Origin of the sequence: Paracoccus sp. M683 (assembly GCF_007096355.1) — a bacterium.
Taxonomy (GTDB): domain Bacteria; phylum Pseudomonadota; class Alphaproteobacteria; order Rhodobacterales; family Rhodobacteraceae; genus Paracoccus.
In genome coordinates this window covers 43,399-55,208 of sequence record NZ_VKDF01000012.1, presented here as the reverse complement: position 1 = coordinate 55,208, position 11,810 = coordinate 43,399, and the positions used below count along the sequence as shown (strand labels likewise).

The following is an 11,810-nucleotide window of genomic DNA, read 5'->3' as shown; positions in this document are numbered from 1 at the left end:
CGGCGCGACGGTCGGCAGGGGACGGACCAGCGGCCCGCCCCCCGTCATTTTCCGTATCAGTCGCGGACAAGGATCACTCGCCCTTGGTGACGGCGCGATAGATCACCGAGGTCACGGTCTTGCCCGATTGCCAGTTCTCCACACCTTCGCGCAGGCCGGTCGGCTCGATCCGCTGGAACAGCGGCACGATCGGGGCCTCGGCCTGATATTGGCGCTGGATGTCCTGATACATGGTCGCGCGGGTGTCGCCATCCTGTTCAAGCGTCGCGGCGACGGTCGCGTCGCCCATGGCCTGCGGCACGGCATAGGCATTGCGCCAGGCCAGAAGGCCGGTCGCATTCGCCTCGTCGCTGTTATCGGGGTTATAGGCGAAGGTCGCGGCATTGGTGTTGGGATCGGAATAATCCGGGCCCCATTCGCCCAGGAAGATCGGCACTTCGCGGGCGCGATAGGCGTCCAGCACCTGCGCGCCGGTCATCTGTTCGATGTTCAGCGTCAGCCCGGCCTCGGCCATGGATGCCTGAAGCGCCTGTGCCACGTCCACATATTCGCGCAGGTCGCGGACCTTGGTGGTGATGGTCTTGCCGGACATCCCGGCCTCTTCGATCAGGGCCTTTGCCTTCTCGACGTCATAGGTCCAGGGCATCTCGTCCAGCGCGCCCAGATAGCCCGAGGGCAGGAAGGACTGATGCACCATGAACTGCCCCTTGAGGAAGCTGTCCGCGATACCCTGATAATTGACCAGGTATTTCATCGCCTCGATGACAGCGGGGTTCGACAGCACCTCGTCCTTCTGGTTCAGGCCCATATACAGGATGCGGCCGCGCGGCTCGTCCTGGATCTTGATCCCTTCCGAGGCACTGACGGCCTCGACATCGGTGGGCGTCAGGTTGCGGGCCACGTCGATGTCGCCGGCTTCCAGTTGCAGGCGCTGCGCGCTGGATTCCTGCACGTTCTTGACGATGACCCGCTTCATCGCGGGGGCGCCCTGGAAATAGTCTTCATAGGCGGTCAGTTGCACGGCCTCGTTGGGCGTCCAGCTGGCCAGCACATAGGCGCCCGAACCGGCGTCGTTATTGGACAGCCAGGTATTGCCCATGTCCTCGCCCTCGACATGCTGCATCACCAGTTCCTTGTCGACCACGCTGGCGATATTGGCGGTCAGGCAGTTCAGCACGAAGGACGGGGCATAGGGCTTGTCCATCGTCAGGGTGAGGGTATTGCCCTCGAAGGTGATTTTCTGTTCGACATTGTCGGCGGTAAAGCCGAACTGGGTCAGGATGAAGGCCGGGGTCTTGTCCAGCTTGACGGCGCGCTGCAACGACCATGCGGCATCCTCGGCGCGGACCGGATTGCCGGAATGGAAGGTCACGCCCTCGCGCATGGTAAAGGTGATCGACAGGCCGTCTTCGCTGACCTCCCAGCTTTCGGCAAGGCTGGGCTGAAAGCCCTTGTCCAGATCCAGCGGATCGAAATCGACCAGCCGGTCATAGGTGTTGTTGCTGACGTCATTGCCCGAAAATTCAAACGACTGCGCCGGGTCGAGGCTGATGATGTCGTCAATGGTATGGGCCACGACCAACACATCGGCGGGCGTTTCGGCATAGGCCGCGGGCGCGATGGCCAATGCGCTTGCCAGCAGAATCGCCCGCGTGTTCAGCAGCTTGTTCATGTCCTAGTCTCCCTGGGTTGGACCTTCTGGGCCGAACTCTGCGGTCCAGCTTGATGCGTTGAGACTGGGCCATCGCCTGCCGGTTTGGCAAGCCCCCGTTTTACGCGCCGCTATTCGGCTGCGGCGGGTTTCAGCGCCTCCAGCCCCTCGACCAGCCCGTTGGTCGAGATCGGGAACACCGCCGGTTCGGCCCCTACGGCGGGGCGATAACCAGCCAGGACCCGTTCGGCACCCAGCAGCTTGTCCAGCGACTCTTGGTCGGGCAGGGCGACGGCTTCGCACAGGCGCGGATTACAGGTCTGCCAGACGAAATCCAGCCGGTCGGCCTCATCTTCCGTGCCTTCGGGTTGCAGCACGAAGCCCGAGGGCAGATGCGCCCCAACCGGCACCTGTGCCACCAGAATGCGCTGGTCCTCGTCATCGGTCCAGAATGCCAGAAGATCGGCCAGCACCGCGCCGCTGTCGCGGACCGAGATGGTCTGGCTCAGCATGCAGCGGGTGCGATTCACGCCAAGCGCCTCGCAGCGGACGGTCCAGTCGCCAAAGACCTGCCCGTTCGTCACTTGCGCGGGGGTGGCAGGGGCTGCCGGCGCATCCTGGGCCAGCGCAAGGGCGGGCAGGGTCGCGGCGGCGAAAATGGCGGAAATCAGAACATGTCGCATGGTCGGTCTCATATCAGGTTGATCGTGAAAGCTGTCGTCAGGGTTGATAGCGCAGGGTCGCGGCATGGGACCAGACGAAATCGGCGATGGCCTGCGTGTCGTCATGGGACAGCAGCGGCAGATCGGTCGTGGGCCGCCCGGTCGAGGCGACCGCAACAATGCCATATCCGGCCCCCAGCAGCGGCGTTCCGGTTTCGGGGCGGTGGCATTCGATCTTGGGATGGGGCGCGGTCTTATAGCCCTCGACCAGAACCAGATCGCAAGGTTCAAGATGGGCGATCAGATCGGTCAGCATCGGCTCGGCCGCCGCATGAAGTTCAGTCATCAGGGCCCAACGGGCGGGGGTGGACAGAATCACCTGCCGCGCCCCCTGGGCCCGCAGGTGAAAGCTGTCAGTGCCCTCGATATCGACATCGGCGGGGTGGTGGCTGTGCTTGATCGCACTGACCAGCAACCCGCGATCGCGGAACGCGGCGATCAGCCGCCCGGCCAGGTCGGTCTTGCCCGAATTCTTCTGGCCCGTAATCCCGAAGATCTTCATCTCGCCACCATCCTTTCGGCTTGCTGCAAATCCTGCGGCGTATTGACGTTGAAGAACGGGTCAAACGGATCGGATGCCCATTCGACCGGCACCGCGCCCTGTGCGGCGGCCCATTGCCCGACGCGGCGCTGCCCCGATTGCAACGCAGCGCGCAACGGCTCGCGCAGGGTGACCGGCCACAGGCCGAACGTCGGATGCTGGCGCGGCACGCCATCGGCATCGGGGCTGAAGGCCAGCGCAAGGCCGCCCGTGCCCACCGCCTGACGCAGCCGCAGCGCCAGATCATCGGGAAAGAAAGGCGTGTCGGCGGCGGCTGTGACGATGGCCGGGGCACCCTGCCCCGCCGCCCAGTCCAGCCCGGCCAGCACCCCCGCCAGCGGCCCGACAAAGCCCGGCACCCCATCGGCCAGCACCGGCAACCCCAATCCCGCGAACCGCGCCGGATCACCATTGGCATTCAGCGCCAGAGGAGCGCATTGCGCCCCAAGCCGCGCGATCACCCGGTCCAGCAGGCTTTGCCCCGCAATCAGCCGCAACGCCTTGTCACCGCCGCCCATTCGCCGGGCTTGACCGCCCGCCAGAACGACGCCCGGCAGCCGCGCCGTCATGCCCGCCTCGCGGAAAGAGGAGGGGCATCGGCACCGGAACGGATCGGCGTGAAAAGGCTGTGTCGCATGATGCGGTTCAGTCTGGCGCGGTCACAGCGCCGCCGCAAGGCCCTGCTACAGCCGGCCCCACAGGTCGTATTCGCCGGCCTCGTCCACCGTGACCGTGACGATATCGCCGGGTTTCAGCGCCTCATGCCCCTGATCAATGAACAGGTTGCCGTCGATTTCCGGCGCATCGGCCTTGGTGCGGCAGGTGGCGCCCTCGGCATCGACCTCGTCGACGATCACCTCGATGCGGCTGCCGACCTTCGCGGCCAGCTTGGCTTCGGAAATCGCCTGAGCCTTCTGCATGAAGCGGTCGAAACGGTCCTGCTTGACCTCTGCCGCGACGTGGTCGGGCAGGTCATTCGCGCGCGCGCCCTTGACGTTTTCGTATTGGAAGCAACCGACACGATCCAGTTGCGCCTCGTCCAGCCAGTCCAGCAGGGTCTGGAACTCTGCCTCGGTCTCGCCGGGATAGCCAACGATGAAGGTCGAGCGCAGGGTGATATCGGGACAGACCGCGCGCCAGGCGGCTATTTCGTCCAGGGTTTTCGCCGCGGCCGCAGGTCGCGCCATCCGGCGTAATGTGTCGGGATGGGCATGCTGGAACGGAATATCCAGATAGGGCAGCACCAGGCCATCCGCCATCAGCGGGATCAAATCGCGCACGAAGGGATAGGGATAGACATAGTGCAACCGCACCCAGGCCCCCAGACCGCCAAGATCACGGGCCAGATCGACGATATGCGCGCGATGGCCGCGTTCCTCGGCATGGCGGCGATCCAGGCCATAGGCGCTGGTGTCCTGGCTGATCACCAGCAGTTCTTTCACCCCTGCATCGACCAGCTTTTCCGCCTCTCGGATGACGGCATGGGCGGGGCGGCTGACCAGCTTGCCGCGCATGTCGGGGATGATGCAGAATTTGCAGTGGTGGTTACAGCCCTCGGAGATCTTCAGATAGCTGTAATGGCGCGGAGTCAGGCTGACACCCGAGGCCGGCAACAGGTCGATAAAGGGATCGGGCGCGGGCGGCACGGCGGTATGGACGGCGTCCAGCACCGATTCGTATTGATGCGGCCCGGTGACGGCCAGAACCTTGGGATGGGCGCCGGTGATATATTCCGGCTCGGCCCCCAGACAGCCAGTCACGATGACCCGGCCGTTTTCCTGCAAGGCCTCGCCGATGGCTTGCAGCGATTCAGCCTTGGCGCTGTCCAGAAAGCCGCAGGTGTTCACGATCACCGCATCCGCGCCCTGATAATCGGGGCTGATGGCATAGCCCTCGGCCCGAAGCCGGGTCAGGATGCGCTCGCTGTCGACCAGCGCCTTGGGACAGCCAAGGCTGACCATGCCGATGGTGGGCTGGCCGTCGCGGCGTTCATCAGGGATGCGCGCGCGGGCAAGGTCGGGGCGAAGATCAGGAGGATTCGGGGTCATCACCGCCATATATAAGGCCCTCGGCCATGGGAAAAGGGCGCAGAGGGACAGAAAATGCACCTGAAAGCACCGCTCGCGGCAATGTGGGTTTTCACAGGCTCGGACCTGACGCAGATTGACGGCATGTTGACCCGTGCCCTTCGCCTTGTCTCGCTTGTCCTTGCGCTGTCGCTGCCGATGGCCGCGCTGCCCCCCACGCCCGCCGCCGCGCAGGGTGTGATCGACATCATCAACGATTCCGGCGGTAATGTGATGGACGCCGTATCACGCCGGCAGCGGCTGCAAGCCTCGGGCAAGCTGGTGCGGATTCGCGGCTATTGCCGGTCGGCCTGCACCATCTATCTGTCGCTGCCCAATGCCTGCCTTGCCCCGCGGGCAACGGTGGGCTTCCACGCACCGCGCCTGCCCGGCACCTCGATCATTCCGCCGCTGGTCGCCGATATCATGGCGCAGTTTTATCGCGGCGATGTCCGCCGTCATTGGCTGGCCAAGTGGCAATATTCGCTGGATATGCACAAGATGAGCGCGGCCCAGTATTTGCAACTGGACCCGCAGATGAGATATTGCCCGCGTTCCTAGACCTCGCGGCTGTCGATCGACCCCAGGGCGATCATCGCCACCCCGTTCGAGATCAGCTCGACCGCCAGCAGGATGCCCAGGATGGACAGTGCCGAGGCGGGGAAGTTCGCGAAGATCATGAACGACAGGATCACGGCCAGCACACCGCTGAGCAGCACCATCCAGAACCCGCCGCCGCGCGGCAGCGAAAAGGCCATGATGATCCGCGCGATGCCGGTGATCATGAACAGGATCCCCACCATGATCGTCAGCGAGATGACGCCCGACAGCGGCTCGCCCAGCAGCGAAATGCCGACGATGATGAAGGCAATCGCCAGGATACCGGCCCAGATCCGCGCGCCCCAGCCTTCGGCCCGGAATACAGCGACGATCTGAAGCACGCCGACGATCAGGAAGCCCCAACCCGCCAGCATATTCGCGGTCAGCGTTGCCGCCAGCGGATTGGCCAGGGCAAAGATCCCTGCCAGAATTGAAATCACGCCGACGATGATCCAGAAAATACGAGAACCCATGATGTCCCTCCGTCATTGGTTACACGGGAAAAATGTCCCATGCCTACAGGGGCCTGTCCATCATGACGTGTATCCGTACCCGACGATTCCCGTCTGACCTGTGCCGCATGGGCAACGATGGCGCGCCGGCAACAGCGGTATCGCCGCCGGTTGCCGCGCCTATTCCCTTAGCCGCCAGCCGGTCAGGAAAATCCAGCGGATCGCCGCCAGCAGCAGCACCGTCATAATCGCCACCGCGACCAGAGACACCCCCACCGGCACATCGGCCAGCCCGAAAAAGGCCCAGCGAAAGCCCGAAACCAGGTAAAGCACCGGGTTAAGCTTGGCGACCTGTTCCCAGAACGGCGGCAGCATATTGGCCGAATAGAAGGCCCCGCCCAGAAAGACCAAGGGCGTGATCACCATCATCGGGATGATCTGCAACTGCTCGAAATTCTTGGCCCACAGCCCGATGATGAAGCCCAGCAGCGAAAAGCACACCGCTGTCAGGATCAGGAACACCATCATCCAGACCGGATGCTGCACCGACATGTCGACAAAGAAATAGCTGGTGCCCAGAATCAGCAGCGCCACGAAAATCGCCTTGGTCGCCGCTGCGCCGACAAAGCCCAGGGCAACCTCGATCCAGCCGGTCGGCGCAACCAGCAGTTCATAGATCGTGCCAGAAAATTTGGGGAAATAGATGCCGAAGCTGGCATTGGCCACCGATTGCTGCAACACCGTCAGCATCATCAGGCCCGGCACGATGAAGGCACCATAGGGAATGCCCTCGACCGACTGGATCCGCCCACCAATGGCGGCGCCGAAGACCACGAAATACAGCGTGGTCGAGATCACCGGCGAGGCGATCGACTGCGTCAGCGTGCGGAAGAACCGCATCATTTCCTTCTTGTAGATGGCGCGGACAGACTGCCAGTTCATGCCTTTTCCTCCACCAGATTCAGGAAAACTTCTTCCAGGCTGGACTGAGTCGTCGCCACGTCGCGCACGGAAATACCCGCAGCCGACAGATCGGCCAGCAGCCGGCCGATGCCGCTGCGCCCGCTGCGGGTGTCATAGTTGTAACCGATGGTCAGCCCGTCCTCCGACAGGATCAGGTCGCGATCACGCAGCCCCTCGGGCAGCGCGGTCAGCGGCTGATCCATCTCGATCGTCAGGGTCTTGCAGCCGAACTCGCCCATCAGGTCGGATTTCGGGCGCAGCAGCAGCAGCTGGCCCTTGTTGATGACACCCACCCGGTCAGCCATTTCCTCGGCTTCTTCCAGGTAATGCGTCGTCAGGATGATCGTCACCCCATCCTCGCGCAGCTGCCGCACCACCTGCCACATCTCGCGCCGCAGGGTCACATCGACGCCGGCCGTCGGCTCGTCCAGAAACAGCACGCGCGGGCGATGCGCCAGCGCCTTGGCGATCAGGACCCGGCGCTTCATCCCGCCCGAAAGCTCGCGGATCTGCGCATCGCGCTTGTCCCACAGGGTCAGGCTGCGTAGCACCTGTTCGACATAGGCCGCATCGGTGCCCTTGCCATAAAGCCCGCGCGAGAATTTCACGCTGTTCTCGACAGTCTCGAACAGATCCAGCGAGATTTCCTGCGGCACCAACCCGATCAGTTCGCGCGCCGCCCGCCAGTCGCTGCGGATGTCATGACCACCCACACGGACAGTGCCGCCGGTCGGCACGACCAGCCCGCAGATGATCGAGATCAGCGTGGTCTTGCCCGCGCCATTCGGTCCCAGCAGCGCCAGGATTTCGCCTTCCTCGATGGTCAGGCTGACATCGTCCAGCGCCTTGGTGCCGCTGCCATATTGCTTCGAGATGTGATCGACTTCGATGATCGCGCCCATGTCGCGGCTCCTCGGGTTTTGTGCCGCGCGACGCTATGCGGTGCGGGCGGGCTTGTCCATTACGCGCGATTGCTGCCTTGGCGTCAGCACCAGCACCGCCGCCAATACGGCCAGAGCCACCGCCCCTGTCATACAGGCACCGCGATAGCCCAAATGGGTGATCAAGGGCTGTATGACAATGGGCGAAAGGAATGGCCCGACGAAATTGGCCGCAGTGATCGCGCCCGAAACCACGCTGCGCCGATGCACCGGCGCGCCAGCCTGGGCGACCAGCCGCAAGCGCGAGGCGAGCGATCAGGTGCGCGCGGCCTTGACGCTTTCATCCAGAATATCAAGCGCCTCGTCGAAAACCGCATCCTGAATGGTCAGCGGCGCAAGGAAACGGATCACGTTGCCATACACCCCGCAGGTCAGCAGGATCAGGTTGCGCTTCAACGCCTCTTCCCGCACGCGGTTGGCGAAATCTGGGTTGGGCTTGTCGGTGCCGGCCAGGTTGAACTCGACCGCGTTCATGAAGCCGGGGCCGCGAATGTCGATGATTTCCGGCACCTCGTCCTGCAACGCCGCAAGGCGCTGCTTCAGCCGCTGGCCAAGGCGTGTGGCACGTTCGTTCAGCCCCTCTTCCTCGATCACGTCCAGCACGGCATGCGCTGCGGCCACCGCGATCGGGTTGCCGGCATAGGTGCCACCCAGACCCCCCGGATTGGGGCTGTCCATCACCTCGGCGCGGCCGGTCACGGCGCTGATCGGGAAGCCGCCGCCCAGACCCTTGGCCATGGTCGTCAGATCGGCCGCGACGCCGTGATGTTCCATCGCGAACAGCTTGCCGGTGCGGGCGAATCCGGTCTGAACCTCATCCGCGATCAGCAGCATGCCGTGCTGGTCGGCGACCTGCCGCAGCTTCTGCATGAAACCGGCCGGCACCTCATAGAAGCCGCCTTCGCCCTGAACCGGCTCGACGATGATGGCGGCGACCCGGCCCGGCTCCAGATCGGCCTTGAACAGGCGGTCAAGCGCGGCCAGCGCGTCGGCCTCGGTCACGCCATGCAGCGGGTTGGGGAAAGGCAGGTGCCAGACATCATTCATCATCGGCCCGAAGCCGGCCTTATAGGGCTGGACCTTGCCGGTCAGCGCCATCCCCATGAAGGTGCGGCCGTGAAAGCCACCTGCAAAGCTGACAATGCCCGGACGGCCGGTATAGTGGCGCGCAATCTTCACGGCGTTTTCCACCGCCTCGGCCCCCGTCGTGGCGAAAATGGTCTTTTTCGGGAAGTCGCCGGGGACCAATGCGTTCAGACGTTCAGCCAGGGCGACATAGTTCTCGTATGGCACGACCTGGTGGCAGGTATGGGTGAAACGATCCAGCTGGTCCTTGACCGCCGCAATCACCCTGGGGTGGCGGTGGCCGGTATTCACCACCGCGATCCCGGCGGCAAAGTCGATATAGCGGTTGCCGTCCTTGTCCCAGATTTCGGCATTCTCGGCACGGTCGGCATAGATCTGCGTGGTCATCCCGACGCCGCGCGAGATGGCGGCATTCTTGCGGTCGGTCATGGTGGTCATGGCGTCTCTCCTGAAACTCGGCCGCGAGGATATCCGCCTTGCGCCAACTGTCCAGCCCCGGCAAGCGCACGGATCGTCGCGCTTGCCTTGCCGGCGCTGGCGGGTCAGGATCAGAGCCGTTGAAACGGGGGATCAAGCCGATGGGATTGCGCGTCATTCTTCTTGCGCTGTCACTTGCCGCCGCTGGCTGCGCGCCCGTATCGCAGCCTCCGGCCGGGGCGGCGTCCGCTGACCTGCCGCTGCCCTCGGGCAGTGCCCAGGCGCATATGCTGATGCCGAATGGGTCGGCCTGGGATGTGCTGATCCTGAACGGGATGGGGCTGAACGCCGGTCAGGCAACCATCCGTGTGGCCGGCGACAGCGTCAGCTTTAAGGGATGCAATGCCGCAGGCGGGCTTGTCTTTGCGCCCCTGGGGCTGCCGGGCGATCCACAAGGCGGCATATCGACCCTGATCGGGTGCGAGGAACCGGGCATGCGGCTGGACGCGGCGCTTTATCAGGCCGTGGGCCAGGCCAGGAACATCTCGCGGGGGGCACAACCGGGCACCGTTCAGGTGATCGGCGGCGGGCAACAACTGATGATCCTGCGCCGCAGGCCGGCGGGAAGCTGACCCTGGATGTTCCCCATTCGCGATCACAACCCGTCCATGCGCACGCCCTATGTCACCATCGGGCTGATCATCGTGAATGTCGTCATGTTCCTGCTGACGATGCCATGGGCGGGAAACATGCTGGGCCTGTGGGAGCGGCTGGCGCTGTATCCGGCCGCCGTGACCGAGGGCTATCTGCTTTCGGGGCTGGTCACGCATATGTTCCTGCATGCCGGGTTGATGCATATCGGCGGCAATATGCTGTTTCTGTGGATCTTCGGTGACAATCTGGAAGACCAGATGGGACATCTGGGGTTTCTGGCCTTCTATCTGGCCTGCGGCTTGGCGGCGGCATTCGCGCAGATCATCCCCGACCCGTCATCGGGCGTGCCGATGGTCGGGGCCTCGGGCGCGATTGCCGGGGTCATGGGTGGCTATCTGCTACTGTTTCCGCGTGCCCGCGTCGATGTGCTGGTGATCATCGTCATTATCATCAAGATCTTTACCCTGCCCGCTTGGGTGATGCTGGGCCTGTGGCTGGGCATCCAGATCCTTGGCGGCTTTGCCACCCTTGGGGCCGAGGGCGGCGTGGCCTATTGGGCCCATGCAGGCGGCTTCTTGGCCGGCACGATCCTGGCCCTGCCCCTGTTCCTGCGTCGCGGCGGGCCGAATTTCTGGCAGCGCACCCATGGCCACCCTCCGCACCCCGCCATCGCCTATCCGCCAAGCCGCATCCCGCAGGTGCGGCGCTGACGGGTCGCGATGCCAGCGCATGCTAGCAGGTCGGCCCGCGCCCCTCGACCCGGTCAAGCGCCATGCCCAATGCCGTCAGGAATACATCCGGTGCCTCCAATTGCGGAATATGCCCCACCCCGGACATCACCAGCAACGCGGCCCCCGGCACCAGCGCCGCCGCCTCGCGCCCCTGATCCAGCGGTGTGACGGTATCCTCGGCCCCCCACAGGAACACCGTGGGCAGACACAACGCGCCATAGCTGGCCGCCCGCACGCTTTGCGCCCCCCGATCGGGCACCAATAACGAGGGTAGCCACGCCGCAAAGGCCGCCGTGCTGCCCTGCCGCGTCATCGGTTGCCGCAAGACGGTGGCGACCTCCTCGGTCGCGGCGGATTTCACATGCAGGAACGAGGCCAGAAGCCGCCGCGTCAGAAACGGGTTGGTCACGGTATTCGCCACAATCACCTCGCGCAGAAAGCGGTTCTTCAGCGGCAGGGGCAGATCGGCGGACCCGGCCGCGCCGCCGATCCCCAACGCGCCGTCGACCACGACCAATCCGGCAAAGGCATCGGGCGCCTGCATGACGGCCTCGACCCCCGGCCCGGCACCAAAGGAGTGGGCGACCAGCACCGGCCGCACCTGCAATGCCTTCAGCAGCGCCAGAATACGCGCGGCCTGGGCGGCCCGGTCATGGCTGTCACCGGGGCTGCGTTCGGAAAAGCCAAAGGGCGGCATGTCCAGCGCGATGGCCCGATACCCTTGCGCAGCCATTGCACCCAGCACCGGCTGCCACAAACCCGACCAGGCCGCGGTTCCATGCAGAAACAGCAAAGGTGGCCCATCGGGCGGCCCCATCTCGATGACATGCAGCGCACCAGCATCGGTCTGGACGATCCGCCCCTCGGCCGGCAAGACGACCTGCAAGGGATCGCTCTCGCGCAGCGCCGCCGCCACCCGGAATCCGGCCGCGACAAGCACGACCCCGATCAGCAGCCCAAGAAAGAAATACAACACCCTGCGCATC

At 64.5% G+C, this 11,810-nt stretch carries 14 protein-coding genes; 3 read left to right on the top strand and 11 right to left on the bottom strand.

Annotated features, from left to right (window positions below):
• Positions 1-73 precede the first annotated feature (73 nt).
• The 5 genes from FNJ84_RS17490 to rimO form a co-directional block, all read right to left on the bottom strand.
• Complete coding sequence (locus tag FNJ84_RS17490; protein ID WP_143794597.1) at positions 74-1,672, bottom strand: ABC transporter substrate-binding protein; 1,599 nt, start codon at positions 1,670-1,672, stop codon at positions 74-76.
• Positions 1,673-1,782: 110 nt separating this feature from the next.
• The gene (locus tag FNJ84_RS17485) at positions 1,783-2,346 is read right to left on the bottom strand and encodes an invasion associated locus B family protein (RefSeq protein WP_221932006.1); all 564 of its coding nucleotides are present in this window, start codon (positions 2,344-2,346) and stop codon (positions 1,783-1,785) included.
• A 25-nt stretch (positions 2,347-2,371) separates the two neighbouring features.
• Complete coding sequence (gene mobB / locus FNJ84_RS17480) at positions 2,372-2,875, bottom strand: molybdopterin-guanine dinucleotide biosynthesis protein B (protein ID WP_143794595.1); 504 nt, start codon at positions 2,873-2,875, stop codon at positions 2,372-2,374.
• Positions 2,872-3,483, bottom strand: coding sequence for a molybdenum cofactor guanylyltransferase MobA (gene mobA, locus FNJ84_RS17475; protein WP_143794594.1), 612 nt, complete (start codon positions 3,481-3,483; stop codon positions 2,872-2,874). The genes mobB and mobA overlap by 4 nt, the downstream gene beginning before the upstream one ends.
• 114 nt (positions 3,484-3,597) lie before the next feature.
• A complete protein-coding gene (gene rimO, locus FNJ84_RS17470) occupies positions 3,598-4,962 on the bottom strand; it encodes a 30S ribosomal protein S12 methylthiotransferase RimO (RefSeq protein WP_143794593.1) in 1,365 nt (454 codons plus the stop codon).
• Between the two features lie 81 nt (positions 4,963-5,043).
• Here rimO and FNJ84_RS17465 point away from each other — a divergent pair, with 81 nt between their 5' ends.
• A complete protein-coding gene (locus tag FNJ84_RS17465) occupies positions 5,044-5,541 on the top strand; it encodes a hypothetical protein (RefSeq protein ID WP_255471274.1) in 498 nt (165 codons plus the stop codon).
• Here the strand turns inward: FNJ84_RS17465 and FNJ84_RS17460 are convergent.
• The 5 genes from FNJ84_RS17460 to FNJ84_RS17440 all read right to left on the bottom strand — a co-directional run bounded on the left by FNJ84_RS17460 (position 5,538) and on the right by FNJ84_RS17440 (position 9,460).
• Positions 5,538-6,053 carry an HdeD family acid-resistance protein gene (locus tag FNJ84_RS17460; protein WP_143794592.1) on the bottom strand — a complete coding sequence of 172 codons (516 nt, stop codon included), beginning with the start codon at positions 6,051-6,053 and terminating at the stop codon, positions 5,538-5,540. The genes FNJ84_RS17465 and FNJ84_RS17460 overlap by 4 nt on opposite strands.
• 159 nt (positions 6,054-6,212) lie before the next feature.
• Positions 6,213-6,974, bottom strand: coding sequence for an ABC transporter permease (locus FNJ84_RS17455; RefSeq protein WP_143794591.1), 762 nt, complete (start codon positions 6,972-6,974; stop codon positions 6,213-6,215).
• A complete protein-coding gene (locus FNJ84_RS17450) occupies positions 6,971-7,897 on the bottom strand; it encodes an ABC transporter ATP-binding protein (RefSeq protein ID WP_143794590.1) in 927 nt (308 codons plus the stop codon). The genes FNJ84_RS17455 and FNJ84_RS17450 overlap by 4 nt, the downstream gene beginning before the upstream one ends.
• Before the next feature lie 33 nt (positions 7,898-7,930).
• Positions 7,931-8,176: an MFS transporter gene (locus FNJ84_RS17445; protein ID WP_143794589.1), complete on the bottom strand. Its 246-nt coding sequence runs from the start codon at positions 8,174-8,176 to the stop codon at positions 7,931-7,933.
• 15 nt (positions 8,177-8,191) lie between these two features.
• Positions 8,192-9,460 (bottom strand): 4-aminobutyrate--2-oxoglutarate transaminase, encoded by a 1,269-nt coding sequence (locus FNJ84_RS17440; protein ID WP_143794588.1) that lies wholly within the window; start codon positions 9,458-9,460, stop codon positions 8,192-8,194.
• Between the two features lie 38 nt (positions 9,461-9,498).
• Here FNJ84_RS17440 and FNJ84_RS17435 point away from each other — a divergent pair, with 38 nt between their 5' ends.
• Positions 9,499-10,071, top strand: coding sequence for a hypothetical protein (locus FNJ84_RS17435; protein WP_185968581.1), 573 nt, complete (start codon positions 9,499-9,501; stop codon positions 10,069-10,071).
• Between the two features lie 6 nt (positions 10,072-10,077).
• A complete protein-coding gene (locus FNJ84_RS17430; protein WP_143794586.1) occupies positions 10,078-10,803 on the top strand; it encodes a rhomboid family intramembrane serine protease in 726 nt (241 codons plus the stop codon).
• A 22-nt stretch (positions 10,804-10,825) separates the two neighbouring features.
• Here the strand turns inward: FNJ84_RS17430 and FNJ84_RS17425 are convergent, their stop codons facing one another.
• Positions 10,826-11,809 carry an alpha/beta fold hydrolase gene (locus FNJ84_RS17425; RefSeq protein WP_143794585.1) on the bottom strand — a complete coding sequence of 328 codons (984 nt, stop codon included), beginning with the start codon at positions 11,807-11,809 and terminating at the stop codon, positions 10,826-10,828.
• Position 11,810: the final 1 nt, after the last annotated feature.